General features: G+C 55.5%; 21 protein-coding genes. 18 read left to right on the forward strand and 3 right to left on the reverse strand.

The genetic code is table 11. The features are described 5' to 3' along the window. Positions 1-60 precede the first annotated feature (60 nt). Positions 61-3,390 carry a diguanylate cyclase gene (locus ABIC80_RS02410; protein ID WP_429175299.1) on the reverse strand — a complete coding sequence of 1,110 codons (3,330 nt, stop codon included), beginning with the start codon at positions 3,388-3,390 and terminating at the stop codon, positions 61-63. 352 nt (positions 3,391-3,742) lie between these two features. Between ABIC80_RS02410 and udk the strand changes: the two genes are divergently transcribed. The 3 genes from udk (at position 3,743) to asmA (ending at position 6,927) form a co-directional block, all read left to right on the forward strand. After that, on the forward strand, positions 3,743-4,384 hold the full coding sequence (gene udk / locus ABIC80_RS02415; RefSeq protein WP_023479149.1) for a uridine kinase: 642 nt from the start codon (positions 3,743-3,745) through the stop codon (positions 4,382-4,384). Between the two features lie 85 nt (positions 4,385-4,469). Beyond that, positions 4,470-5,051 (forward strand): dCTP deaminase, encoded by a 582-nt coding sequence (gene dcd / locus ABIC80_RS02420; protein ID WP_023479188.1) that lies wholly within the window; start codon positions 4,470-4,472, stop codon positions 5,049-5,051. A 25-nt stretch (positions 5,052-5,076) separates the two neighbouring features. Further along, positions 5,077-6,927 (forward strand): outer membrane assembly protein AsmA, encoded by a 1,851-nt coding sequence (gene asmA / locus ABIC80_RS02425; protein WP_429175301.1) that lies wholly within the window; start codon positions 5,077-5,079, stop codon positions 6,925-6,927. Between the two features lie 176 nt (positions 6,928-7,103). Here the strand turns inward: asmA and ABIC80_RS02430 are convergent, their stop codons facing one another. Continuing rightward, positions 7,104-7,688: an NUDIX domain-containing protein gene (locus ABIC80_RS02430; protein ID WP_429175303.1), complete on the reverse strand. Its 585-nt coding sequence runs from the start codon at positions 7,686-7,688 to the stop codon at positions 7,104-7,106. A gap of 155 nt (positions 7,689-7,843) precedes the next feature. Further along, complete coding sequence (locus ABIC80_RS02435; RefSeq protein ID WP_042712831.1) at positions 7,844-9,427, reverse strand: TerC family protein; 1,584 nt, start codon at positions 9,425-9,427, stop codon at positions 7,844-7,846. A 686-nt stretch (positions 9,428-10,113) separates the two neighbouring features. On the opposite strand from ABIC80_RS02435, the gene ABIC80_RS02440 reads away from it, so the two are divergent. From ABIC80_RS02440 to cpsG, 15 genes are all read left to right on the forward strand, one after another. Then, entirely contained in the window at positions 10,114-11,256 is a 1,143-nt protein-coding gene (locus tag ABIC80_RS02440) for a polysaccharide export protein (protein WP_023479113.1), read from the forward strand. A gap of 5 nt (positions 11,257-11,261) precedes the next feature. Then, positions 11,262-11,705 (forward strand): low molecular weight protein-tyrosine-phosphatase Wzb, encoded by a 444-nt coding sequence (gene wzb / locus ABIC80_RS02445; protein ID WP_023479231.1) that lies wholly within the window; start codon positions 11,262-11,264, stop codon positions 11,703-11,705. Between the two features lie 2 nt (positions 11,706-11,707). After that, on the forward strand, positions 11,708-13,876 hold the full coding sequence (wzc, locus tag ABIC80_RS02450; RefSeq protein ID WP_263754363.1) for a tyrosine-protein kinase Wzc: 2,169 nt from the start codon (positions 11,708-11,710) through the stop codon (positions 13,874-13,876). A 106-nt stretch (positions 13,877-13,982) separates the two neighbouring features. Next, the gene (gene wcaA / locus ABIC80_RS02455) at positions 13,983-14,828 is read left to right on the forward strand and encodes a colanic acid biosynthesis glycosyltransferase WcaA (RefSeq protein WP_054803228.1); all 846 of its coding nucleotides are present in this window, start codon (positions 13,983-13,985) and stop codon (positions 14,826-14,828) included. Further along, positions 14,828-15,319 carry a colanic acid biosynthesis acetyltransferase WcaB gene (gene wcaB, locus ABIC80_RS02460; protein WP_023479173.1) on the forward strand — a complete coding sequence of 164 codons (492 nt, stop codon included), beginning with the start codon at positions 14,828-14,830 and terminating at the stop codon, positions 15,317-15,319. Before wcaA ends, wcaB begins: the two co-directional genes overlap by 1 nt. Further along, positions 15,316-16,533 (forward strand): colanic acid biosynthesis glycosyltransferase WcaC, encoded by a 1,218-nt coding sequence (wcaC, locus tag ABIC80_RS02465; protein ID WP_054803227.1) that lies wholly within the window; start codon positions 15,316-15,318, stop codon positions 16,531-16,533. The genes wcaB and wcaC overlap by 4 nt, the downstream gene beginning before the upstream one ends. Beyond that, entirely contained in the window at positions 16,508-17,728 is a 1,221-nt protein-coding gene (gene wcaD, locus ABIC80_RS02470; RefSeq protein WP_076770131.1) for a colanic acid polymerase WcaD, read from the forward strand. The genes wcaC and wcaD overlap by 26 nt, the downstream gene beginning before the upstream one ends. Before the next feature lie 13 nt (positions 17,729-17,741). Continuing rightward, positions 17,742-18,488 (forward strand): colanic acid biosynthesis glycosyltransferase WcaE, encoded by a 747-nt coding sequence (gene wcaE / locus ABIC80_RS02475; RefSeq protein WP_023479138.1) that lies wholly within the window; start codon positions 17,742-17,744, stop codon positions 18,486-18,488. Positions 18,489-18,510: 22 nt separating this feature from the next. Further along, positions 18,511-19,065 carry a colanic acid biosynthesis acetyltransferase WcaF gene (gene wcaF, locus ABIC80_RS02480; RefSeq protein WP_042712841.1) on the forward strand — a complete coding sequence of 185 codons (555 nt, stop codon included), beginning with the start codon at positions 18,511-18,513 and terminating at the stop codon, positions 19,063-19,065. Between the two features lie 25 nt (positions 19,066-19,090). Further along, positions 19,091-20,212, forward strand: a complete 1,122-nt coding sequence (gene gmd / locus ABIC80_RS02485) for a GDP-mannose 4,6-dehydratase (protein WP_023479093.1) — start codon at positions 19,091-19,093, stop codon at positions 20,210-20,212. 2 nt (positions 20,213-20,214) lie between these two features. Next, positions 20,215-21,180: a GDP-L-fucose synthase gene (fcl, locus tag ABIC80_RS02490; protein WP_023479152.1), complete on the forward strand. Its 966-nt coding sequence runs from the start codon at positions 20,215-20,217 to the stop codon at positions 21,178-21,180. Positions 21,181-21,182: 2 nt separating this feature from the next. Then, the gene (locus ABIC80_RS02495; RefSeq protein WP_023479130.1) at positions 21,183-21,656 is read left to right on the forward strand and encodes a GDP-mannose mannosyl hydrolase; all 474 of its coding nucleotides are present in this window, start codon (positions 21,183-21,185) and stop codon (positions 21,654-21,656) included. Beyond that, positions 21,653-22,960: a colanic acid biosynthesis fucosyltransferase WcaI gene (gene wcaI / locus ABIC80_RS02500; protein WP_305208102.1), complete on the forward strand. Its 1,308-nt coding sequence runs from the start codon at positions 21,653-21,655 to the stop codon at positions 22,958-22,960. The genes ABIC80_RS02495 and wcaI overlap by 4 nt, the downstream gene beginning before the upstream one ends. Beyond that, complete coding sequence (gene cpsB, locus ABIC80_RS02505) at positions 22,957-24,393, forward strand: mannose-1-phosphate guanyltransferase (RefSeq protein WP_054803225.1); 1,437 nt, start codon at positions 22,957-22,959, stop codon at positions 24,391-24,393. Before wcaI ends, cpsB begins: the two co-directional genes overlap by 4 nt. Before the next feature lie 107 nt (positions 24,394-24,500). Continuing rightward, the gene (cpsG, locus tag ABIC80_RS02510; RefSeq protein ID WP_023479224.1) at positions 24,501-25,871 is read left to right on the forward strand and encodes a colanic acid biosynthesis phosphomannomutase CpsG; all 1,371 of its coding nucleotides are present in this window, start codon (positions 24,501-24,503) and stop codon (positions 25,869-25,871) included. The last annotated feature ends 12 nt before the right edge of the window (positions 25,872-25,883 follow it).

Below are 25,883 nucleotides of genomic sequence, written 5' to 3' on the forward strand. Positions count from 1 at the left end.
GTAGGTATACGGTATCTGGCTGGGACGTAGGCCGGATAAGGCGTAGCCGCCATCCGGCAGTTAGTTGATGGCGAAATAACTGGTATTGAGCATCAAATCGAGCGGGTGCGCCTGGGAGATGGTATCGCCATAAATCAGGTCAATGCCAATCCCGGAGAGGGTATCCATCATCATCGGCTGATGCGTCGGCCCGGCAATGCTCTTCAGCCCAAGACGCTGCGCATGCCCCTGAATAATGGTCACCATCATCTCATCCATCAAATTGCCGTGCACGTTAGAGACCAGCTCCGGCTCCAGCAGCAGATAATCAGCCATATGCGGTGTAATGCGCTCGAAAACATCGAGATCGTGCCCGACACGGCTGAGGATAATGCGACACCCCGCATGGCGCAGACGTCTGAGGTTTTCAATCCGGGCATGGCCTTCGCGCACCAGCGCATCTGCCGGGATCACCAGATGCAGCAGACGCCCCGGCATCGGGCCACTCTCAAGCATAGATAACAGTTCATCCACCAGGCTACTGCTTGCCAGACCGTGCACGGAGAGGGGCAGGGCGACGCCCAGCCCTTTGGCGGTGATGGCGGCGGCATGCTTATTGAAAAACTCATGGAAGACACGCTGGTCGAGGGCGCGAATCAGCTCCGGCTCGTGGAGCCCGGCGCGAAACGCGTGCTCCTCCATCACTTCCCCTTCGCTGGTCCACAAGCGCAAAGAGAGCAACCAGAAGTTGCACGCTTCCGGCACCCGCGGCGAGGCGACGCCGCGCGCAATCATTAACAGATGATTCTCTTTGATGATGCGCCACTGCTCCTCCAGCGACATCATCGAGCGCTCATGCTGCATCAGCCCCTGCTTCGGTTCATAGACCGTCACCCGACCACGACCGCTGTGCTTCGAGGCATAACAGGCGATATCGGCCTGCGACATCACCTCGGAAGCCTGATGGTTATACTCATCGATAATCGTTATCCCGGCGCTGGCACCGATGCGGTGCTCGCGCCCCTCCCAGCTAAAGCGATAATCATTGATCGCTTCAATCATACGGCCGGCGATATAACGCGCGCTTTCGACATTACACTCCGGCAGCAGCAGGCCAAACTCATCGCCGCCCAGGCGGGCAAGAATATCCGTTGAGCGCAGCAGGCTGAGCATCAGCGTTGAGATCTCGCGCAGCAGCGTATCGCCAGCGGCATGCCCGGCGCTATCGTTAACCGCTTTAAAGCGGTCGAGATCGATAAACACCAGCGCATGCCGTTGATGGTACTCCTGCACCGTCGACAGCAGGCGTTTAAGGTTCGCCTCGAAACTGACGCGGTTCGCCAGGTGGGTGAGGGCATCGTGCGAGGCGCTGTAGCTCAGCTGGCGCAGCATTTTGCGCGACTCCGTCACATCCTGGATAACCAGCACCGAGCCGATATTCTGCCCGTCGAGGGTGCTGAGCGGGGTGATGGTGTAGTGAATGTCGAAGCTACCGCCCGCGCGGCAGTGCAGCACCACGTCCTGTTCAATATCCGTGCGTGACATATCGCCGCTGTGAATATTTTCCAGTACCGGGCCGCTATCGCCAAAAGTGATGTGCAGCACTTTCAGCAGAGGCTGACCCATGGCGCTCTCCTGCGACCAGCCGCTCATCTTCTCGGCGACCGGGTTCATAAAGGTGACTTTCATCTCGACATCGGTACAGAGCACCGCTTCGCCGATGGAGTCGAGGGTGATGTGCAGCCGCTCCTTCTCCTGGTAAAGCGCTTCGTTAAGCTGTTTTACCTCCGTCATATCCATACTGACGCCGAGCAGCCGTTCGACCTCGCCCTGCTTATTGAGGACGCGGTTGGCCAGCGAGCGAATATGGCGTATACCGTCTGTCACGGCAATGCGGAACTCAAGCTTGAATGCGATGCGCGACGCCAGCGCGTCGCGGATCACCCGCTCAGTTTCCGGGCGGTCTTCCGGCACAATCCTTTCGTACCACAGCTGCCAGGTCGGTTTGAGATGCGCAGGCACTTCATACATCTCGAACATCCGTTTATCCCAGCTGATGATGTCCGGCTCCAGCTCCCACTCCCAGATACCGATGCCGCCCGCTTCATTAGCGAGGGTAATGCGCTCCATCAGCCGTTTGTTGACCCATTCGGTCTGCTTGAGATCGTTAATATCTTCAACCTGGGCAATAAAGTAGAGCGGAGTGCCGTTGGCGTGACGCACTACAGAGACCGCCAGCAGCCCCCACACCAGATCGCCGTTGCGCGTGTAGTAACGTTTTTCCATCGAATAGCTGGCAATTTCGCCGCGCGACAGCTGCTGCAACTGGGCCATATCCCGGGCCAGATCTTCCGGCCAGGTGAGCTGCTGGAAGGTCATCAGACGCAGCTCCTCCTGGCTGTAGCCGAGAAACTGGCACAGGGCTTTGTTAGTCTGTAACCACTGGCCGTCGGTACCGACCAGCGCCATGCCAATCGCCGAATACTCCATGGCGTTACGAAAACGCGCCTCGCTCTCGATGATGTGTTTGCGCTCGGTGCGAAAGGCATACATCACCATAGTCATGACATGCACCGGCAAAAGGATCATCAAAAAAGGCAGCCACGGCGCATTTATCATCACGCCGCTTTTCGGCGAGTTCACGACGTTAGGATCGATAGCGAGCACCAGCGACGCCACCATCACCGTCGCAAGGTAAATTAAGAAGGCTTCCATGCGCGGCAGACGCACCGCGCTCCACATCAGCAGCACAATCACGGCGGTAAAGGGCCACGGCAGATAGTGCAGCGCCAGCCAGCTCAGCAGCAGCGTCAGGGTCAGGGTAACCAGGCTTTCCAGCAGGACTTTGGGGTTACGGTGGCGCAGCAGATAGTGGGGTTTGAAGAGCAGACCGAGCGGCACCAGCGCCAGCGCACCAATCGCTTCTGATAACATCCAGATAATAAAGGTACGCAGCAGGTTATCCGTCGGTACCAGCAAGCAAATCAGCACGCCGCCAATCAGCGGCGGTATCAGCACGCTGCCTATGACAAGGCGTATCCAGTCGGCAAGATTTTTAAGCGGATTATAGGAAGGCAGCAGTTTGCGCAGCAGGATCGCGCCTGCAACGGCTTCAACAATATTGACCAGCGTATAACGCAAATCGACAAACGACGGCGAAAAGAGCGTAATGGTGGCAGCGACATTACCCAGCGCGCAGGCGAGGGCGATGCCCGGCCACATCTTGCCGGCATGGCGATAAAAGGCCACGGTCATGATCGCGGTGGGGAACCAGAGTGGCGCAATGATGGTGCCAAATCGAATCAGCTCAAGGGAGAAGAGCGTGAAGATAAAAGAGAGCAGTCCAAGACTTATTAGCCGCAGCACGGGATGTGGTGTGGTAACCAAAACGTGTTGGTATTGTTTTTTCATTACCGCTTTATCCGCAACCCTGTGCCGTCCGACACGGCGGCCGACGAATGAAATGAGAATTTCGGATTATGCTAGTACAAACAATTTACAATTCCTATGGCGTGCGCTCATAAATTGACATCATAGGGTTATTAATTACTTAGTGAATGCATAAAACGCGCCCGGTGCGTCATTTTTACCCACCTTGCTGAGAAAAAAGCGCGCAGATTGGCGAAAAATGCCGCCATTTTTGCTTATCGCCCAGAGCCGCGCTTTCGACTGGTATCGCGGCGGTGAAATCCCTATAATTGCCGCGTTTGACGCCAAGGCGTCTTCCTTCCTTTACATCCAGGTTAATCAGGTCCCTAAATTTATGACTGATCAGTCACATCAGTGCGTCATCATCGGCATCGCCGGCGCATCTGCTTCAGGTAAAAGTCTTATTGCCAGTACGCTTTACCGCGAGTTACGCGAGCAGGTGGGTGATGAACACATTGGCGTTATTCCCGAAGACAGCTACTACAAAGATCAAAGCCATCTGTCGATGGAAGAGCGTGTTAAAACCAACTATGACCATCCAAGCGCGATGGATCACAGTCTGTTATTCCAGCATCTTCAGTCGCTTAAACGCGGCGAATCCATTGAGTTACCGGTCTACAGCTATGTTGAGCATACCCGCACCGCAGAGACCATTCGTATCGAAGCCAAAAAAGTCATCATTCTGGAAGGGATCCTGCTGCTGACCGACTCTCGCCTGCGCGATGAGATGAATTTCTCCATTTTTGTCGATACGCCGCTGGATATCTGCCTGATGCGCCGCATCAAACGTGACGTGAATGAGCGTGGGCGCTCGATGGATTCGGTGATGGCGCAATATCAGAAAACTGTGCGTCCGATGTTCCTGCAATTTATCGAACCCTCCAAGCAGTATGCCGACATCATCGTGCCGCGCGGCGGCAAGAACCGTATCGCCATCGACATTCTGAAAGCCAAAATCAGCCAATTTTTTGAATAATACATGTTAGGCTGTCAAACTCAGTGTTAACTACCCGTCCCCTGAGGCTTTTTCAGGGGCGTGTCGCACCAAAGGAGAATGTGCCATGCGTCTTTGTGACCGCGATATCGAAGCCTGGATGAATGAGGGCCGACTCGCAATTAACCCGCGTCCGCCGGTAGAACGAATTAATGGCGCGACGGTGGATGTCCGTCTGGGCAACAAATTCCGCACATTCAGTGGTCATACCGCAGCATTTATCGATCTGAGCGGGCCGAAACAGGAAGTGACCGCCGCCCTCGATCGGGTGATGAGCGATGAGATTGTCCTCGCCGATGGCGAAGCCTTTTTCCTCCATCCGGGCGAGCTGGCGCTGGCAGTGACCTATGAGTCCGTTACCCTGCCTGCGGATCTGGTTGGCTGGCTCGATGGCCGCTCGTCGCTGGCGCGATTAGGGCTGATGGTGCACGTTACCGCGCACCGTATCGATCCCGGCTGGTCTGGCTGCATCGTGCTGGAGTTCTATAATTCAGGAAAACTGCCGCTGGCTCTGCGCCCCGGCATGCTGATCGGCGCGCTGAGCTTCGAGCCGCTCTCTGGCCCGGCCGAGCGCCCATACAACCGCCGCGAAGATGCGAAGTATCGCGATCAGCAGGGCGCGGTTGCCAGCCGTATCGATAAAGACTGAGCAAGTTATCTCTGCAGAGGACGCCATGAGAAGAGTGTTAACCACGCTGATGATTCTGTTGGTCGTGCTGATTGCCGGCCTGTCAGCGTTGGTGTTGCTGGTCAACCCCAACGATTTCCGTGCTTATATGGTGCGTCAGGTTGAAGCGCGTAGCGGCTATCACTTACAGCTTGATGGCCCCTTGCGCTGGCACGTCTGGCCGCAGCTCAGCATTCTCTCAGGGCGCATGACGTTAACCGCGCCGGGCGCGCAGACGCCGGTGGTTAAAGCAGACAATATGCGTCTCGACGTCAATCTCATCCCTCTTCTCTCCCATCAGTTGCATGTTAAGCAGGTGATGTTAAAAGGCGCGGTGATCCAGCTGACGCCTGAAACCCAGGCCAAAGTGGATAAAGACGCGCCTGTCGCACCACGTGAAAACACGCTGCCGCAGGCGGAAGAAGATCGCGGCTGGTCCTGGGATATCGGCAGTCTGCAGGTAGCGGACAGCGTGCTGGTGTTACAGCATGAGAACGATGAGCAGATGACGGTGCGCGATATCCGGCTGCAGATGGAGCAGGACGAGCAGCACCAGGCGGCGCTGGAGTTCTCCGGGCGCATCAACCGTAATCAACGTGATTTAACCCTGGCGCTGCGCGCGAATCTCGACGCGCGCGACTATCCACATAACCTCTCTGCGGTGGTGGATAGCGTCAAGTGGCAGTTGCGCGGCGGCGATGTGCCATCGCAGGGTATCGAAGGTGAAGGCGAGTTGCAGGCGCAGTGGCAGGGCGACCAGCAACGCCTGGCGCTAAGCGCGCTGAAGCTGCGCGCCAATGATAGCGTCCTGACCGGACACGGCAGCGTGACCTTTGGCACTTTGCCGGTGTGGGCGCTGGATTTGCAGTTCGATAATCTCAATCTCGATAATCTGTTGCCGCCGCAAAATAGCGCAGCGGATAGCAGCGCACCGGATCAACAGGGCCAGGCGCAAAGCCGTCCGCCGCGTCCGGTGATCGCTAACAGCGCCGATGTGCCGCATTTTAATGGCCTGCGTGATTTCACCGCCCAGGTGGGGATAACCGCCAAAGCCGTGCGCTGGCGCGGGATGCAGTTTGCCGATGTCAGCGGCCAGTTCAACAATGACGCTGGCCTGCTCTCCATTCCGACCCTGCAGGGCAAAATGGGCGCCGGGCAGATCTCTCTTCCGGGGCAACTGGATGTGCGCCGCGATGCATCGCGGGCGGTGTTCCAGCCGCGCCTCGACAATGTTGAGATTGGCGACATTCTGAAAGCCTTTAATTATCCCATCGCGCTTACCGGCAGCCTCTCAATGGCGGGCGATTTCTCCGGCCCGAGTATTGATGCAGAAGAGTTTCGCCGTCTGTGGCAGGGCGAGGCGCATGTTGAGCTGAAAAATAGCCGCATGGAAGGGCTCAACTTCCAGCAACTGGTGCAGCAGGCGGTGGCGCGCAGTACCGATGTGCAGACGCAGGAAAAATATGACACGGCGACGCGGCTCGACAGCTTCAGCAGCGATCTGGCGCTGAAAGCGGGGCAGATGACGCTGAGTAACATGCAGGGCAACTCGCCGCTTATTGCCCTCACCGGTGAAGGCAAAATGGATCTGGTGAAAGAGCAGGCGGATACCCGCTTTAATATTCAGGTGCTGGGCGGCTGGCAAGGGGAGAGCGAGCTTATCGACTTCCTGAAAACGACGCCAATTCCGCTGCGTGTTTATGGGCCGTGGCAGGCGCTCAACTACACCCTGCAGGTAGATCAGCTGCTGCGTAAGCATCTGCAGGATGAGGCGAAACGCCGCCTGAGCGACTGGGCCGATCGCAACAAGGATAAGCAGAGCAGCAAAGATGTGAAAAAGCTGCTCGATAAGATGTGAGTCTAGCGCCATCGGGCAAAATGCCTGATGGCGGCTACGCCTTATCAGGCCTACGGCGATGGTGCTGGGCGACATGCCTGATGGCGGCTACGCCTTATCAGGCCTACGGCGATGGTGCAGGGTGAAATGCCTGATGGCGGCTGCGCCTTATCAGGCCTACGGGCGTTATGAGGGTATTAAAGAACGCCTTCTAAGGCCAGGTGCTGGAGCAGCATAATGGTTTTGCCATCGGCAATCTCTCCGCTGCGGATAGCGGCCAGCGCATCGGTGAAGGTCATCTCTACTACTTCAATATCTTCCCCTTCCTCGATTAGACCGCCGCCGTTGCCGGTACGGCGGCTCTCGTAATATTCGGCGATAAAAAAGTGCAGCTTCTCACTGACCGAGCCGGGGCTCATCCAGGCTTCGAATACCTTTTCGACCCGCTCAAGACGGTAGCCGGTCTCCTCTTCAGCCTCCTGCTTTATGCGCGTCTCCGCATCCAGCTCATCCAGTAGCCCGGCGGCGGCTTCCAGTAAAAAACCGGCATGATCGTTCACGAACAGCGGTAAGCGAAACTGCCGGGTAAGGATCACACTACGTTTACTGCGGTTGTACAACAGGATCGTTGCGCCATTGCCGCGGTCATACACCTCCCGGCTCTGGCGCTGCCACTCCCCGTTGCGGCGGCGAAAGTCGAAAGTGTATTTCGTCAGCTTTCCCCAATCCTGCGACAGCGGGATCGCCGTGATGATGCGTGCTTGTGCCTGTTCTGTTTGCATGGATGCTCCTTTGTGCGTTTTCAGGCATCATATCGCGCATATTCGTGCGCAAACAAGAATTTTCGTGCACTACGTTGCCAGCGAAGGCCTGGGCTATCCATATTAAGCGAGGGAGAAAAGAGGGGAGGGCTGAGCCGGGGCGAACCCCGGCTGGTTTACACTTCGTAATCCGGGGAGATATCGCTTGCCGTTGGGATAAGCTGCACTTTCTGCACCCGGTGGCTCTCAACCTCGAGGGTTTTGAGGCGGAAATCGCCAATCGTCACCTCTTCGCCAGGAGCGGGAATACGCTGCAGATGCTCCATCAGCAGCCCGGCGATGGTGTGGTAATCGCGTTTATCATCCAGCGGTAGCGGCACATACTGCACCAGATCTTCCAGCGGCATATGGCCGTTAGCGGTCCAGCTGCCGTCGCTGTTTTTCTGGATATCATGGCGGGCGTCAATCTCCTCCACCTCGTTGGGCAGGTTACCGGCGATGGTCTCCATCACATCACTTAATGTCACCACCCCTTCGACCGAGCCGAACTCATCGACCACGAAAGCGAAGTGGGTACGGGCATTGCGGAACTGTTCCAGCGCCTGCAACAGCGGCAGCCCCTCAGGGAAGACCAGCGGCTGGCGCACCAGCACGCGCAGATCCAGCGGTTCGCCATGCAGGGACTGCTGCAACAGATCGAGAATATGCACCACGCCGAGCAGCGACTCCTCCTGCTCGCCGCCGGTCACCACTATGCGGGTGTGCTGGTTTTTATCCAGCAGGGCACGCACCTCTGCTTCCGGCGCGTTGAGATCGATATGTTCGATATCGTGACGCGAGGTCATGATGCTGCTCACCGTGCGCTGATTGAGGTTCAGCACGCGCTCAATCATCCGCCGCTCCTGCGGATTGAAAATCTGCGCATCGTCGCTGTCGCGCAGCATCGAGGCGGTTTGCGCATCCAGCTCCGCGTCCTCTTTACGCCCGCTGAGCAGACGCATCACCGCTTCGGTGGTGCGCTGGCGCAGCGTATGGTTGGCAAACAGGAAACGGCGGCGGTTAAAGATAGCCAGCTGATTGAGGGACTCAATCATTACCGAGAAGCCAATCGCCGCATAGAGATAGCCTTTCGGAATATGGAAGCCAAAGCCTTCCGCTACCAGGCTAAAGCCAATCATCAGCAGGAAGCTGAGGCAGAGGATGACAATTGTCGGGTGATTATTGACGAAGCGGGTGAGGGCTTTGCTCGCCAGCAGCATCAGCGAGATGGCGATAATGACCGCGGCCATCATCACCGCCAGATGATCGACCATGCCGACGGCGGTGATCACCGAGTCGAGAGAGAAGACCGCGTCGAGCACCACGATTTGCGCGACCACCGCCCAGAATTTTGCACCGCGCCGCTGGCTGGGGTTGTCACTATCTTTCCCTTCAAGCCGCTCGTTCAGCTCTACCGTGGCTTTAAACAGCAGGAATAGGCCGCCGAACAGCATGATGAGGTCGCGGGCGCTAAAGCTTAAACCGCGCACGGTGAAGAGCGGTTGCGTGAGCGTCACCAGCCACGAAATGGAGGCCAGTAGCACCAGGCGCATCAGCATAGCAAGGATTAAACCCGTCACGCGGGCGCGGTCGCGCTCTGCAGGGGGAAGTTTTTCCGCCAGGATGGCGATAAAGACCAGGTTATCGATACCGAGCACTAACTCAATGACCACCAGTGTGATCAGCCCGGCCCAGATTGATGGATCAGCAATCCACTCCATTGTTAGCGTAAAACCTTATATAAGTTGGGAGTTGTGATGAGGAGATCATGGGTAACTTTCCGCATGAATGCAATGCCGCCTGCGATTAATCTTATTTAATAAGATATTTAAGAGTTATTTAATTACATTCCCGCACGGTGATTATGTTTATTTGTTGCTGTTTAAGGTGCGAATTTAGGAACTATCGTATGGGGCGGACTGCATCCCTAAGTTGTCAATATAAGTTAATTCCTAAAAACCTGAAAACCCGACGTTAATATTATTCTTAAAAAAGCTTCTGTCGGGAGATGCCGCCTTGCCTGCCTTAGGCTTAGCTGCAACAATTCCATCGGCATCTTTCAAATATACCTGCGATGTTAATTTCCGCGTTGTTATTCGATGCGGAAAAGGATACCCGCCGTATTTAGTGCGCGCCGCAGCTGGCGCCCTGACGAGGATGTAAAGGATGACTATCAACGACATATCGATGATCAGTGCATTGGTAACTGGAAGCCAGGGGCGGTAGCATGCCTGTTGGCATGACTGCAGCCGGATTATTCTGTAATGTCATGGGGTTGGATAAATGCTTTTTAGGACTGATGCTAGTTATATTCCTGGTGAATTAACTGCATTCTGATTCTGTGTACTGCTTGAGCGCTTATTTAAATCGCACAGGATAATTACTCTGCCATAGTGATAATTAATCAATGATGAAATCTAAAATGAAATTGATGCCATTATTGGTGTCCATAAGCTTAATGAGTGGCTGCACCGTATTCCCGGGTAGCAATATGTCAACATCGGGAAAGGACGTGATTAAACAGCAGGATGCTGACTTTGATTTAGACAGTATGGTGAACGTTTATCCATTGACCCCGCGTCTGATTGAGCAGTTACGCCCACGCGTAAACGTTGCTCAACCTAACATGTCGCTGGATCAAGAGATCTCCTCTTATGAATACCGCGTTGGTCCAGGCGACGTCCTGAGCGTCACTGTGTGGGATCACCCGGAATTGACCACCCCTGCCGGTCAGTATCGCAGCTCCAGCGATACCGGTAACTGGGTGCAGCCGGATGGCACCATGTTCTACCCCTATATCGGCAAAGTCCGCGTGGTGGGTAAAACCCTGGCCGAAATACGTAGTGATATTACCAGCCGCTTAGCGACCTATATTGCCGACCCGCAGGTGGACGTTAATATCGCCGCGTTCCGCTCGCAAAAAGCCTATGTCTCTGGCCAGGTTAATAAATCAGGCCAGCAGGCGATCACCAACGTGCCGCTGACCGTGCTTGACGCGATCAACGCCGCGGGCGGTCTGACCGATCTTGCCGACTGGCGCAACGTCGTGCTGACCCACAAAGGCAAAGAGGAGCGCATCTCTCTGCAGGCGCTGATGCAAAACGGCGACCTCAGCCAGAACCGTCTGCTTTATCCGGGCGACATTCTGTTTGTTCCGCGCAATGACGATCTGAAAGTGTTCGTGATGGGCGAAGTGAAAAAACAGAGCACCCTCAAAATGGACTTCAGCGGCATGACGCTGACCGAAGCGCTCGGCCAGGCAGAAGGTCTCGACCTGACCTCCTCCAACGCCAGCGGTATCTTCGTCATCCGTCCGATCAAGAACGGCGAGGGCGGTCGCGGCAACAAGATTGCCAACATCTACCAGCTTGATATGTCGGATGCCACGTCGCTGGTGATGGCCACCAACTTCCGCCTCCAGCCTTATGACGTTGTTTATGTCACCACCGCACCGGTATCGCGTTGGAACCGTCTTATCAACCAGTTGCTGCCAACCATCAGTGGCGTTCGCTACATGACGGATACGGCCAAAGATATTCATACGTGGTAACAGGCATGTTCAACAAAATTCTGGTGGTTTGTGTGGGGAACATTTGTCGTTCCCCGACAGCAGAGCGGCTACTGAAAAAATACCACCCCGGGCTCACGGTTGAGTCCGCCGGGTTGGGCGCACTGGTCGGGCACAGCGCAGATGCCAACGCCACGGCCGTGGCGGCAGATAACCAACTCTCGCTGGATGGGCATGTCGCACGCCAGATCTCAGGGAAATTGTGTCGCGAATTCGATCTGATTCTGGTCATGGAGAAGCGACACATCTCCCGCTTGTGCGAACTTACCCCCGAGATGCGTGGAAAGGTCATGTTGTTTGGCCACTGGGATAACGAACGGGAGATCCCCGATCCGTATCGCAAAAGTCGCGAAGCTTTTGAAGCCGTTTACACCTTACTTGACCAGTCTGCCCGCCTTTGGGCGCAGGCATTGCAAGCTCAGCAGGGATAATAATGACAGAGAAAACACACCATTCGCATTCTGCTACGTCGGCAGTGGGCAATGACGAAATCGATATTGGCCGTCTGCTCGGCACAATCATTGAGGCTCGCTGGTGGGTGCTGGGCATTACCGCGCTATTTGCCCTCGCCGCGCTCGTTTACTGCATGTTCGCCACGCCCATTTACAGCGCCGATGCGCTGGTGCAGATCGAGCAGAATACCGGCAGTTCGCTGGTGCAGGATATTAACAGCGCGCTGAGTAACAAACCGCCGGCGTCAGAAGCTGAAATTCAGCTGATCCAGTCCCGCCTGGTACTGGGCAAAACCGTTGACGATCTCGACCTCGACATCTCGGTGGTGAAAAACACCTTCCCGCTGTTTGGTGCTGGCTGGGATCGCCTGATGGGACGGCAGAATGAGACCGTTAAGGTCACCTCATTCGAACTGCCGAAAGGGTGGGCGGATCAGACCTTCACTCTTAAAGTGCTGAGCCCGAAAACTTATCTGCTGAGCAGCGACGGCGGGTTTGAAGCGCGCGGTGAAGTGGGCAAACCGTTGAGCAAAGAGGGCGTCACCATGATGGTGAGCGCGATTCAGGCCTCTGACGACAGCGAGTTTACCGTCACCAAGTTCTCGACCCTTGGCATGATCAACAATCTGCAAAACAACCTGACGGTTGTGGAGAACGGTAAAGACACCGGCGTGCTGAGCCTCAGCTACACCGGCGAAGATCGCGATCAGATCCGTGCCATTCTCAACAGCATCACCCGCAACTACCTTGAGCAGAATATTGAGCGCAAATCGGAAGAGGCGGCAAAAAGCCTGATCTTCCTTGATAAGCAGCTACCGGAAGTGCGTCACAACCTCGATGTCGCGGAAGATAAGCTCAACGCCTATCGCCAGACGAAAGACTCCGTCGACCTGCCGCTCGAAGCCAAATCGGTGCTCGACTCGGTGGTCAACATTGATGCGCAGTTGAACGAACTGACCTTCAAAGAAGCGGAGATCTCCAAGCTCTACACTAAAGCGCACCCGGCGTACCGCACGCTGCTGGAGAAACGCCAGGCGCTGGAAGATGAGAAGGCGAAGCTCAATAAACGCATCACGGCTATGCCGCAGACGCAGCAGGAAATTGTGCGCCTGACCCGCGACGTTGAATCTGGTCAGCAGGTCTATATGCAACTGCTGAACAAACAGCAGGAGTTGCGTATCACTCAGGCGAGCACCGTGGGCGATGTGCGCATCGTTGACCCGGCGATCACCCAGCCTGGCGTGCTGAAGCCGAAAAAAGCGCTGATTATTCTCGGCAGCATTATTTTCGGTCTGATTATCTCCGTCGTTGGCGTGCTGCTGCGTTCCCTCTTCAACCGCGGTATCGAAAGCCCGCAGGTGCTGGAAGAGCACGGTATCAGCGTCTATGCCAGCATCCCGCTCTCCGAGTGGCAGAAGGAGCGTGATAACGCGCAAGTCGCCAAAGGCTCACGCCGCTTCAAGCAGAGCCAACTGCTGGCAGTGGGTAACCCGACCGACCTGGCGATTGAAGCGGTTCGCAGCCTGCGTACCAGTCTCCACTTCGCCATGATGCAGGCCAACAACAATGTGTTGATGATGACCGGGGTCAGCCCCTCCATCGGTAAAACCTTTGTCTGTGCCAACCTTGCGGCGGTTATCAGCCAGACCAACAAGCGCGTGCTGCTGATCGACTGTGATATGCGTAAAGGCTACACCCACGAACTGCTGGGTACCGACAATATCAACGGTCTGTCAGATGTGCTGGCAGGGAAGGGCACCATCGAGAGCTGCGCGAAGCCGACCTCTATCAGTAACTTCGACCTGGTTCCACGCGGTCAGGTGCCGCCTAACCCTTCTGAGCTGCTGATGAGCGAACGCTTTACCCAGCTAATTGATTGGGCGAGCAAAAACTACGATCTGGTACTGATCGATACCCCGCCAATCCTCGCGGTGACCGATGCGGCTGTAGTAGGTCGCCACGCAGGCACCACGCTGATGGTGGCGCGTTACGCGGTCAACACCCTGAAAGAGATCCAGACCAGCCTGAGCCGCTTCGAGCAGAACGGCATCCAGGTAAAAGGCGTCATCCTGAACTCCATCTTCCGCCGCGCAACCGGCTATCAGGATTACGGCTACTACGAGTACGAATACAAGTCCGACTCGAAATAACAAGACTTATACCTCTACCCTCAGCGTGCTTCGCCCTTCCCCTTAACGGGGGGAGGGCGTAAGCGAGGGCGAAAAGCGGCATGTTGAACGCATTAGGGATCGCATCATGAGCACAACAGCAAACCCATTAATTTCAATTTATATGCCTACCTGGAACCGTCAGCAGCTGGCCATCCGCGCCATTAAATCGGTGCTGCGCCAGGATTACCCGCACTGGGAAATGATCATCGTTGATGACTGCTCCGCGTCGTTCGATCAGCTGCAGCAGTTTGTTGATGAGCTGGGCGACCCGCGCGTCAGCTATACGCGCAACGACTTCAACTCCGGTGCCTGCGCCGTGCGCAACCAGGCTATTCTGCAGGCGCGCGGACAATACATTACCGGTATCGATGACGATGATGAGTGGACGCCAAACCGCTTATCGGTCTTCCTCGCCCATAAACATCTGCTTAATACCCGCGCGTTTCTCTACGCCAATGATTATGTGTGCCAGGGCGAAGTCTACGCGCAGCCGGCGAGCCTGCCGCTCTACCCGAAATCGCCGTTCTCCCGCAAACTCTTCTACAAACGTAATATCGTCGGCAACCAGGTCTTCACCTGGGCGTGGCGGTTTAAAGAGTCGCTGTTTGATACCCAACTGAAAGCCGCCCAGGATTACGACATCTTCCTGCGCATGGTGACCGAGTATGGCGAGCCGTTCAAAATTGAAGAGGCGACGCAGATCCTGCATATCAACCACGGCGAGATGCAGATCACCTCTTCACCGAAGAAGTTCTCCGGCTACTTCCACTTCTATCGCAAGCACAAAGATAAGTTCGACCGTGCCAGCAAGAAGTACCAACTCTTCACCCTCTACCAGATCCGCAACAAGCGGATGAACTGGCGCACGCTGCTGACGCTCTTTTCCGTGCGCAACGGCAAACGTCTGGCTGATGGGCTGCGGGGTAAATAATGCGACTGGAAGATTTTCGCGCAAACCACTGGAATTTGCGCCCGTGCTGCATGGTTGCCGCCTACCGTATCGCGCACTTCTGCTCGGTGTGGCGCAAAAAGCATGTGATTAACAATATCTGGGCCGCGCCGGTCATTCTGCTCTACCGCTTTATCACCGAATGCCTGTTTGGCTATGAGATACAGGCGGCAGCAACTATCGGTCGACGTTTTACCATTCACCACGGTTATGCAGTGGTGATTAATAAAAATGTCGTAGCGGGTGATGATTTTACCATTCGCCATGGTGTGACCATCGGCAACCGCGGTGCCGACAGCCTGGCCTGTCCGGTCATCGGCAACGGCGTTGAGCTGGGTGCGAATGTGGTGATGATTGGCGATATCACCATTGGCAACAATGTCACCATCGGCGCAGGCAGCGTGGTGCTCGACAGTGTGCCGGACAACGCGCTGGTGGTGGGTGAAAAAGCGCGCGTGAAGGTGATTAAATGAATATTTTGCAGTTTAACGTACGCCTCGCAGAGGGCGGTGCTGCGGGTGTTGCGCTGGATCTCCACCAGCGGGCACTGCAGCAGGGTTATCAGTCGCGCTTTATTTATGGCTACGGTAAAGGCGGCAAAAAGAGTGTCAGCCATGACAACTATCAGAACGTCTATAAACAGACGCCACGTCTGACCTCGATTGCCAACCTGGCGCTGTTCCGCCTCTTTAACCGCGATGTTTTCGGCAATCTCAATAATCTTTATCGCAACGTGACCCGCAGCGAAGGGCCGCTGGTGCTCCATTTTCATGTGATGCACAGCTACTGGCTCAACCTTGAGGATCTGGTGGCATTTTGCCAGCGCGTAAAAGCGCACAAGCCGGACGTCACCTTCGTCTGGACGCTGCACGACCACTGGAGCGTCACCGGCCGCTGTGCCTTTACCGACGGCTGCGAAGGGTGGAAGAGCAACTGCCAGAAGTGCCCGACGCTGAGTAACTATCCGCCGGTCAAAATCGATCGCGCGCATCAGTTAGTGGGCCGCAAGCGCCAGCTGTTTAACACCATGCTGTCACTGGGCTGCCAGTTTATCTCCCCAAGCCAGCATGTGGCTGACGCCTTTAACAGTCTGTATGGCGCTGGCCGTTGCCAGATTATCAACAACGGTATTGATGTCGCGACAGAAGAGATCCTCGCCCAGCTCGCGCCGGTCAAAGTGACGCAGGGGAAACCGAAGATCGCTATCGTCGCCCACGATTTACGCTACGACGGTAAAACCAACCAAAAGCTGGTGCGCGACATTATGGCGCTTGAAGATCGCGTCGAGCTGCACACCTTCGGTAAATTCTCTCCGTTTGAGGGGCCGCAGGTGGTTAACCACGGTTTCCTCACCGATAAGCGTAAATTGATGAGCGAGCTCAATGAGATGGATGCGCTGGTCTTTAGTTCGCGCGTCGATAACTACCCGCTGATCCTCTGCGAAGCCCTCTCTATCGGCGTGCCGGTGATTGCCACCCACAGCGATGCGGCGCGTGAAGTGCTGCAAAAGTCGGGCGGGAAGACCTTCAGTGAAGAGGAGGTGCTGCCGCTGGTGCAGTGCCATAAAGCAGAAATCGCCCAGGCGGTGTTTGGCGAGAGCCTTGACGCGTTTCGCGCGCGCAGCCGCCAGGCCTATAGCGGTCATCAGATGCTGGAGGAGTATGTCTCGTTCTATCAGAGTCTGTAGCTATCTGCTGCTGCCGTTGATCTACCTGCTGGTCAACGTGAAATTATTCCAGCTCGGTGAGAGCTTCCCGATCACGATTGTGACCTTTTTACCGGTGATGCTGCTGCTCTACGTTGAGCGCATCAACCTGAAAAAATTGATGTTAGCGCTGATGCTCGGTGCAGGATTAACGCTCTTCAACTTTATTTTCGGTAAGTCGCTGGATGCCAGTAAATATGTCACGTCGACAATGCTGTTTGTTTACATCGTGATCATTATTGGCATGGTATGGAGTATTCGCTTCAAAACGATCTCGCCGCATAACTACCGAAAGATTTTGAGATTTTTCTATATGGTGGTGGCATTAATTGTCACGCTGGCAGCAATGGAGATGGCTCAGATCATTCTTACTGGCGGCAGTAGTTTGATGGAAATAATTTCGAAATATCTTATTTACAGCAACAGTTACGTGCTGAATTTTATCAAGTTCGGCGGTAAGCGAACCACGGCGCTCTATTTCGAACCGGCATTCTTCGCTCTGGCGTTAATCTCAATTTGGCTCAGCATCAAACAGTTTGGTATCAAAACGCCGAAGACCGATGCTATGATTCTGGCAGGGATAGTTCTCTCAGGATCGTTCTCCGGGGTAATGACATTTATCATGTTTTACCTGCTGGAATGGGCGTTCCAGTATCTCAATAAAGAGGCGATTCAGAAGAAATTACCGCTGGCAATTATTTCACTTGCGGTGTTTGTCGTGGGCCTCGTATTTGCTTTTCCTTATATTGCAACGCGTATTGGCGATTTGGGAACGGAAGGCTCCTCCTCTTATTACAGAATTATCGGTCCGCTTGTGATGGTTGGATATTCGCTGACCAATATTGATGGCGTAGTAAGATTCGGCTCACTTTATGAATATGTCGCATCATTCGGAATCTTTAACGGTGCAGACGTCGGGAAAACAATAGACAATGGGTTGTATCTGCTGATCATTTATTTTTCATGGTTAGCGGTAATACTGACCGGATGGTACATGTTTAAAGTCGCTAAAATGACGATGAATGCTTTTGGCAACAATCAGAATTTTCGCGTTCAACTTTTCTTGTTTACCCCGATCTCGTTGTTTTTTACGGGGTCAATTTTTAGTCCGGAATATGCATTCTTAATTGTTTGTCCATTTATTCTTCGTAAAGCGTTGAATATTGTCAGTTCATGAGAAGGTGGGTCACATGCTGCTTAGTGTTATTACTGTCGCGTTTCGCAATTATGAAGGTGTGATGAAGACCTGGCAGTCGCTGGCTCACCTGGCGAAAGCGCAAGATATCGAGTTCGAGTGGATTGTGGTTGACGGCGGTTCACAGGACGGCACTGAGGATTTTCTGAAAAGCCTCAATGGGCAATATAATCTACGTTTTATAAGCGAACGCGATAAAGGTATTTATGATGCCATGAATAAAGGCATCGATATGGCTTCAGGACGTTTTGCGATATTTCTTAATTCTGGCGATATTTTCCATGAAGAGATCGTCGATGTTGTTCGCCAGTTAAGCGAAGCGAAAGAGACCGCGATGTATATCGGCGATGCGCTGCTTGATTTCGGCGACGGCAGCAAGCTGCGCCGCAATGCGAAAAGCGGCTGGTATATTTATCACAGCCTGCCGGCCAGCCATCAGGCCATCTTTTTCCCGGTGCACGGGTTAAAAACGTACCCCTACGATCTGCAATTTAAAGTCTCATCCGATTACGCGTTAGCGGCCAGAATGTTTAAAGCGGGCTTTCCGTTTAAGCGTCTGAAAGGGCTGGTATCTGAATTTTCGATGGGCGGTGTATCCACTTCTAATAATCTCGAATTATGTCAAGACGCCCGTAAAGTTCAGCGCATGATATTACACGTCCCGGGCTTCTGGGCAGAATTATCCTATATGTTGCGTTTACGGACGACGGGTAAAGCAAAGGCTTTATATAACAAAGCGTAACGCCCGGACATAAGGAAAGAATATGCAAGATTTAAACGGATTCTCCGTGCCGAAAGGCTTTCGGGGCGGGAACGCTATTAAGGTTCAACTGTGGTGGGCGGTACAGGCGACATTATTTGCCTGGTCTCCGCAGGTGCTTTATCGCTGGCGCGCCTTCTTATTACGCCTGTTCGGCGCAAAGGTAGGTAAAGGCGTGGTGATTCGACCTTCGGTCAAAATTACCTACCCATGGAAATTAACCCTGGGTGATTACAGCTGGGTGGGGGATGACGCGGTGTTATATACGCTCGGCGACATCACCATCGGCGCAAATTCTGTGGTGTCACAGAAGTGTTATTTGTGCACCGGCAGTCACGACTATATGAGCGCGCATTTCGATATTAACGCGACGCCCATCGTGATTGGCGAGAAGTGCTGGCTGGCGACGGATGTGTTTGTTGCTCCCGGCGTTTCTATCGGCGACGGCACGGTCGTCGGTGCGCGCAGCAGTGTTTTTAAATCGCTACCGGCAAATGCGATTTGTCGGGGCAATCCCGCAGTGGTAACGCGCGAACGCGTTGAAAAGGTAACTCCCTAACAGGGAACATTGAGGAAAATAAATTATGTCTAAAGTCGCTCTCATCACCGGCGTTACCGGGCAAGATGGCTCTTATCTGGCAGAACTGCTTCTGGAAAAGGGTTACGAAGTTCACGGCATCAAACGCCGCGCTTCCTCTTTCAATACTGAGCGTGTTGATCACATTTATCAGGATCCGCACACAAGCAACCCGAAATTCCACCTGCACTACGGCGATCTGACCGATACGTCCAACCTGACCCGTATCCTGCAGGAAGTGCAGCCGGATGAAGTGTACAACCTGGGCGCGATGAGCCACGTTGCGGTCTCCTTCGAATCCCCGGAATACACCGCTGATGTCGACGCCATGGGTACGCTGCGTCTGCTGGAAGCGATCCGCTTCCTGGGTCTGGAGAAGAAAACCCGTTTCTATCAGGCATCCACCTCTGAGCTGTATGGCCTGGTGCAGGAAACCCCGCAGAAAGAGACTACGCCGTTCTACCCGCGCTCTCCGTATGCCGTTGCCAAACTGTACGCTTACTGGATCACCGTGAACTACCGTGAATCCTACGGCATGTACGCCTGTAACGGCATCCTGTTCAACCACGAATCCCCGCGTCGCGGCGAAACCTTCGTAACCCGTAAAATCACCCGCGCGATTGCCAACATCGCTCAGGGCCTGGAATCCTGCCTCTACCTCGGCAACATGGACTCCCTGCGTGACTGGGGCCATGCCAAAGACTACGTGAAAATGCAGTGGATGATGCTGCAGCAGGAACAGCCGGAAGACTTCGTTATCGCGACCGGCGTGCAGTACTCCGTACGTCAGTTCGTGGAAATGGCTGCCGCTCAGCTGGGTATCAAACTGCGCTTCGAAGGCACCGGCGTAGAAGAGAAGGGTATCGTTGTTTCCGTAACTGGCCACGATGCGCCGGGCGTGAAACCGGGTGATGTGATTGTTGCCGTTGACCCGCGTTACTTCCGTCCTGCTGAAGTGGAAACCCTGCTGGGCGACCCGACCAAAGCGCACGAAAAACTGGGCTGGAAACCGGAAACCACCCTGCAGGAGATGGTCTCCGAAATGGTGGCAAAAGATCTGGAAGCAGCGAAAAAACACTCACTGCTTAAGGCCCACGGTTACGAGGTTGCCATCGCGCTGGAGTCCTGAGCATGACCAAACAACGTGTTTTTGTGGCTGGCCATCGCGGGATGGTGGGGTCAGCCATCGTACGGCAGCTCGAACAGCGTGCGGATATCGAACTGGTGCTGCGCTCGCGCGAAGAGCTGAACCTGTTAGATGCCGCAGCGGTGGACGCGTTTTTCGCCAGCGAACGTATTGACCAGGTCTACCTGGCAGCAGCGAAAGTGGGCGGTATTGTGGCGAACAATACCTACCCGGCGGACTTCATCTACGAAAATATGATGATTGAGAGCAACATCATTCACTCGGCGCACAAGCACGACGTGAACAAGCTGTTGTTCCTCGGTTCGTCCTGCATCTACCCGAAACTGGCGAAGCAGCCGATTGCTGAAAGCGAGCTGCTGCAAGGGACGCTGGAGCCGACGAACGAGCCGTACGCGATTGCCAAAATCGCCGGGATCAAACTGTGCGAATCCTATAACCGCCAGTATGACCGCGACTACCGCTCGGTGATGCCGACAAACCTGTATGGTCCGCACGACAACTTCCACCCGAGCAACTCGCACGTTATTCCTGCGCTGCTGCGTCGTTTCCATGAAGCGACTCAGGAGAATGCGGCAGACGTGGTGGTGTGGGGCAGCGGCACGCCGATGCGTGAATTCCTCCATGTGGATGATATGGCAGCAGCCAGCATTCATGTGCAGGAGCTGGCGCGCGAAGTGTGGCAGGAGAATACCGAACCGATGCTGTCGCATATCAACGTCGGTACCGGCGTTGACTGCACCATTCGCGAACTGGCGCAGACGGTTGCAAGCGTTGTGGGCTACAAAGGCCGCGTGGTGTTTGACGCCACCAAGCCGGACGGTACGCCGCGTAAGCTGCTGGATGTGACCCGTTTGCATCAACTGGGCTGGTATCACGAGATCTCACTGGAAGCGGGGCTGGCAAGCACCTACCAGTGGTTCCTTGAAAACCAGCACCGGTTCCGGGGGTAAGCATGTTTTTAAGTCATGAAGATTTTGCCACGGTGGTGCGTTCCACCCCGCTGATCTCCATCGATCTGATCGTGGAGAACTCACGCGGCGAGTTTTTACTCGGCAAACGCACTAACCGTCCGGCCCAGGGATACTGGTTCGTGCCGGGCGGACGCGTGCAAAAGGACGAGCCGCTGGCAGCCGCTTTCGAGCGGCTGACTCAGGCGGAACTGGGACTGCGCCTGCCGATGTCGGCAGGTGAGTTTTACGGCGTCTGGCAGCACTTCTATGACGATAACTTCTCCGGCCCCGATTTTACGACCCACTACATCGTGCTTGGCTTCCGTCTGCGCGTGGACGAGGAGACCCTCGCCCTGCCAACGGAGCAGCACGATGACTATCGCTGGGTTTCGCCGGAGGCGTTGATTGCCGACCCGCTGGTGCATGACAACAGCCGCGCCTATTTCCTCGACGCGCAGGGAGTGCCGGGCTTATGAAAATCCTGGTTTATGGCATCAACTATTCGCCGGAACTGACCGGGATCGGTAAGTACACCGGCGAAATGGTGGAGTGGATGGCCCGTCAGGGCCATGACGTTCGCGTCATCACTGCGCCGCCGTACTACCCGGAGTGGAAAGTCGGGCACCCTTACAGTGCCTGGCGCTGGCGTAAAGAGCAGGGCGCCGCCACGGTGTGGCGCTGCCCGCTCTACGTGCCGAAGCAGCCATCGACCATCAAGCGTCTGCTGCACTTAGGCAGCTTTGCCGTCAGCAGCTTTTTCCCGCTGATGGCCCAGCGCAGCTGGAAGCCGGATCGCATCATCGGCGTGGTGCCGACGCTGTTTTGCACGCCGGGTATGCGCCTGCTGGCAAAACTGAGCGGCGCCCGCACGCTGCTGCATATCCAGGATTATGAAGTGGACGCCATGCTCGGGTTAGGCATGGCGGGCAAAGGTAAAGGCGGCCTGGTGGCAAAAATGGCGGCCGCGTTTGAACGCAGCAATCTGCATAACGTTGACAACGTCTCCACCATCTCCCGCTCGATGATGAACAAAGCGCGTGAAAAGGGCGTGTCAGCCGACAAGATTATCTTCTTCCCGAACTGGTCCGAAGTGGCGCGTTTTCGTGATGTCGACGCGGCAAGCGTTGCGCAGTTACGCCGCGACCTCGGTCTGCCGGATGACAAAAAAATCATTCTTTACTCCGGCAATATCGGTGAGAAGCAGGGATTAGAAAATGTGATTGAAGCCGCTGCGCGACTGAAGGGCCATCCGTGGCTGTTCGCCATCGTCGGGCAGGGCGGGGGCAAAGCGCGGCTGGAGAAAATGGTCAGCGAGCGCGGCCTCGACAATGTGAAATTCTTCCCGTTGCAGCCTTATGAAGCGCTGCCTGCCCTGCTCGCGCTCGGCGATTGCCACCTGGTTATCCAGAAGCGCGGCGCGGCGGATGCGGTATTGCCCTCCAAGCTGACCAACATTCTGGCGGTGGGCGGCAATGCGGTGATCACCGCCGAAGAGAGTACCGAACTTGGCCAGCTCTGCCTGAATGAGCCTGGCATTGCGGTCTGCGTCGAACCGGAATCGGTCGATGCGCTGACCTCGGGCATTGAACGCGCGTTAGCGCTGCCCACAAACAACACGGTGGCACGTGAATATGCCGAACGCACGCTCGAAAAAGAGAACGTGTTAAGCCAGTTTATTGCAGATATCAGCCCGGAGAAATCCGCGACGCCCGCAGCCGCCCACGATGGCGCGGCGCATGAGGCGCGTCTCAATTTCGACGGCAATGGGGATAAATCATGAGTCAAACGCAACTCTATCCGGTCGTAATGGCCGGTGGCTCCGGCAGCCGTCTGTGGCCGCTTTCCCGCGTGCTTTACCCTAAACAGTTTCTCTGCCTGAAGGGCGATCTCACCATGTTGCAGACCACCGTCTGCCGCCTGAACGGCGTTGAGTGCGAAAGCCCGGTGGTGATTTGTAACGAGCAGCACCGTTTTATCGTCGCAGAACAGCTGCGCCAGCTTAACAAGCTGACGGAGAACATCATTCTTGAACCGGCAGGCCGCAACACCGCACCGGCGATTGCGCTGGCGGCGCTGGCGGTCAAACGCCACAACCCGGATAGCGATCCGCTGATGCTGGTGCTGGCAGCGGACCATGTTATTCAGGATGAAGAGGCGTTCCGTACTTCAGTACGTAATGCCATGCCGTATGCCGAGGCGGGCAAACTGGTCACCTTCGGTATCGTGCCGGATATGCCCGAAACCGGTTACGGCTACATCCGCCGCGGCGAAGTCAGCCCAGGCCAGGTTGATACTGTGGCGTTTGAAGTAGCGCAGTTTGTTGAAAAACCGAACCTGGAAACCGCGCAGGGGTACGTCGCCAGCGGCGAATACTACTGGAACAGCGGCATGTTCCTGTTCAGCGCCGGTCGCTACCTGGAAGAGCTGCAAAAATATCGTCCGGACATTCTCGAAGCCTGTGAAAAGGCTATGGATGCCACCGACCCGGATATGGACTTTATCCGCGTCGATGAAGAGGCGTTCCTCGCCTGCCCGGAAGAGTCTATCGACTACGCGGTGATGGAACGCACTGCCGATGCAGTTGTGGTACCGATGGACGCAGGATGGAGCGATGTTGGCTCCTGGTCTTCGCTGTGGGAGATCAGCCAGCAGACGCCGGAAGGCAACGTGCACCACGGCGATGTGATCAGCCACAAAACCGAAAACAGCTACGTCTATGCCGAATCCGGTCTCGTGACCACCGTTGGCGTAAAAGATTTGGTGGTTGTGCAGACCAAAGACGCCGTGCTGATTGCCGACCGTAATGCGGTGCAGGACGTGAAAAAGGTGGTCGAGAAGATCAAAGCCGAAGGGCGTCACGAGCACCATATTCACCGCGAAGTTTACCGCCCATGGGGTAAATATGACTCCATCGACGCAGGCGATCGCTACCAGGTGAAACGCATCACCGTGAAACCGGGCGAGGGGCTGTCGGTGCAGATGCACCACCACCGCGCCGAGCACTGGGTGGTGGTGGCCGGAACGGCAAAAGTCACCATCGATGATGAAGTCAAACTGCTGGGCGAAAACGAATCTATCTATATTCCGCTCGGCGCGCGCCACTGCCTGGAAAACCCGGGCAAGATCCCTCTCGACCTGATTGAGGTACGCTCCGGTTCGTACCTGGAAGAGGATGACATTGTGCGCTTCGCCGATCGTTACGGGCGTATTTAACGCCCACTGCCGACCCGCCGCGCGCGGGTTCGGCCAGAACAACTATTGATAACATTTATGTGGCCAGTTGCGGTCAAGGCTGACTGTTGCCTGAAGAAGAGGTAATGATGGAAAAATTAACCTGTTTTAAAGCTTACGATATTCGCGGAAAGCTGGGCGAAGAACTCAATGAAGATATAGCCTGGCGTATTGGCCGCGCCTACGGGGAGTACCTGAAGCCGCAGACCATTGTGCTCGGCGGTGATGTGCGCCAGACCAGCGAATCGCTGAAGCTGGCGTTAGCCAAAGGGTTGCAGGACGCTGGCGTTGATGTGCTGGATATCGGTTTGTCCGGTACCGAAGAGATCTATTTCGCCACCTTCCATCTCGGCGTTGACGGCGGTATCGAAGTGACCGCCAGCCACAACCCGATGGACTACAACGGCATGAAACTGGTGCGCAAAGGCGCGCGCCCGATCAGCGGCGACACCGGCCTGCGCGACGTGCAGCGTCTGGCGGAAGCCAACGACTTCCCGCCGGTTAACCCGGAAAAACGCGGCAGCTACAAGCAAATCTCCCTGCGCGATGACTATATCGACCATCTGCTTGGCTACATCAACACCGCTAACCTCAAACCGCTGAAACTGGTGATCAACTCCGGTAACGGCGCGGCAGGCCCGGTGATCGACGCCATCGAAGCGCGCTTCAAGGCGCTGAATGTGCCGGTGAGCTTTATCAAAGTGCACAACGAGCCGGATGGCACCTTCCCGCACGGTATTCCTAACCCGCTGCTGCCGGAGTGCCGCGACGATACCCGCAATGCGGTGATTGAGCACCAGGCGGATATGGGCATCGCCTTCGACGGCGACTTCGACCGCTGCTTCCTGTTCGATGATAAGGGCCAGTTTATTGAGGGCTACTACATCGTTGGCCTGCTGGCAGAAGCGTTTCTCGAAAAACACCCCGGCGCGAAAATCATTCACGATCCGCGTCTCTCCTGGAACACGGTTGATGTGGTTGGCCGCGCAGGCGGTACGCCGGTGATGTCAAAAACCGGCCACGCTTTCATCAAAGAGCGCATGCGCGAAGAGGACGCCATTTACGGCGGCGAGATGAGCGCGCACCACTACTTCCGCGATTTCGCCTACTGCGACAGTGGCATGATCCCGTGGCTGTTGGTGACTGAGCTGCTGTGCCTGAAAGGCAAAACCCTGGCCGAGCTGGTGGGCGATCGCATGGTGGCCTTCCCGGCGAGCGGCGAGATCAACAGCAAGCTGGCGGATCCGGTTAGCGCCATCAAACGCGTTGAAGATCGCTACGCGCCGGACGCGCTGGAGGTGGATTACACCGACGGCATCAGCATCGCCTTTGCCGACTGGCGCTTTAACCTGCGCTCCTCCAACACCGAGCCGGTGGTGCGTCTGAATGTCGAATCCCGACACGACGTGGCGTTGATGGAGGCGCGAACGCAGGAAATTCTGGCGCTGTTGAATCAGTAACTCTTAGTCGTT

The sequence above is a fragment of the Kosakonia sp. 1610 genome (assembly GCF_050435845.1).
Taxonomy (GTDB): Bacteria; Pseudomonadota; Gammaproteobacteria; order Enterobacterales; family Enterobacteriaceae; genus Kosakonia; species Kosakonia cowanii.

What these genes read in the sequence shown, in the direction of transcription:
- wzb (WP_023479231.1), top strand. Translation starts at nt 11,262, where the DNA reads ATGTTCAACAAAATTCTGGTGGTTTGTGTGGGGAACATTTGTCGTTCC.
- wcaB (WP_023479173.1), top strand. Translation starts at nt 14,828, where the DNA reads ATGCGACTGGAAGATTTTCGCGCAAACCACTGGAATTTGCGCCCGTGC.
- ABIC80_RS02430 (WP_429175303.1), bottom strand. Translation starts at nt 7,688, where the DNA reads ATGCAAACAGAACAGGCACAAGCACGCATCATCACGGCGATCCCGCTG.
- wcaI (WP_305208102.1), top strand. Translation starts at nt 21,653, where the DNA reads ATGAAAATCCTGGTTTATGGCATCAACTATTCGCCGGAACTGACCGGG.
- cpsG (WP_023479224.1), top strand. Translation starts at nt 24,501, where the DNA reads ATGGAAAAATTAACCTGTTTTAAAGCTTACGATATTCGCGGAAAGCTG.
- wcaA (WP_054803228.1), top strand. Translation starts at nt 13,983, where the DNA reads ATGAGCACAACAGCAAACCCATTAATTTCAATTTATATGCCTACCTGG.
- ABIC80_RS02410 (WP_429175299.1), bottom strand. Translation starts at nt 3,390, where the DNA reads ATGAAAAAACAATACCAACACGTTTTGGTTACCACACCACATCCCGTG.
- ABIC80_RS02435 (WP_042712831.1), bottom strand. Translation starts at nt 9,427, where the DNA reads ATGGAGTGGATTGCTGATCCATCAATCTGGGCCGGGCTGATCACACTG.
- wzc (WP_263754363.1), top strand. Translation starts at nt 11,708, where the DNA reads ATGACAGAGAAAACACACCATTCGCATTCTGCTACGTCGGCAGTGGGC.
- cpsB (WP_054803225.1), top strand. Translation starts at nt 22,957, where the DNA reads ATGAGTCAAACGCAACTCTATCCGGTCGTAATGGCCGGTGGCTCCGGC.
- dcd (WP_023479188.1), top strand. Translation starts at nt 4,470, where the DNA reads ATGCGTCTTTGTGACCGCGATATCGAAGCCTGGATGAATGAGGGCCGA.
- ABIC80_RS02495 (WP_023479130.1), top strand. Translation starts at nt 21,183, where the DNA reads ATGTTTTTAAGTCATGAAGATTTTGCCACGGTGGTGCGTTCCACCCCG.
- wcaC (WP_054803227.1), top strand. Translation starts at nt 15,316, where the DNA reads ATGAATATTTTGCAGTTTAACGTACGCCTCGCAGAGGGCGGTGCTGCG.
- wcaD (WP_076770131.1), top strand. Translation starts at nt 16,508, where the DNA reads ATGTCTCGTTCTATCAGAGTCTGTAGCTATCTGCTGCTGCCGTTGATC.
- asmA (WP_429175301.1), top strand. Translation starts at nt 5,077, where the DNA reads ATGAGAAGAGTGTTAACCACGCTGATGATTCTGTTGGTCGTGCTGATT.
- udk (WP_023479149.1), top strand. Translation starts at nt 3,743, where the DNA reads ATGACTGATCAGTCACATCAGTGCGTCATCATCGGCATCGCCGGCGCA.
- ABIC80_RS02440 (WP_023479113.1), top strand. Translation starts at nt 10,114, where the DNA reads ATGATGAAATCTAAAATGAAATTGATGCCATTATTGGTGTCCATAAGC.
- wcaF (WP_042712841.1), top strand. Translation starts at nt 18,511, where the DNA reads ATGCAAGATTTAAACGGATTCTCCGTGCCGAAAGGCTTTCGGGGCGGG.
- gmd (WP_023479093.1), top strand. Translation starts at nt 19,091, where the DNA reads ATGTCTAAAGTCGCTCTCATCACCGGCGTTACCGGGCAAGATGGCTCT.
- fcl (WP_023479152.1), top strand. Translation starts at nt 20,215, where the DNA reads ATGACCAAACAACGTGTTTTTGTGGCTGGCCATCGCGGGATGGTGGGG.
- wcaE (WP_023479138.1), top strand. Translation starts at nt 17,742, where the DNA reads ATGCTGCTTAGTGTTATTACTGTCGCGTTTCGCAATTATGAAGGTGTG.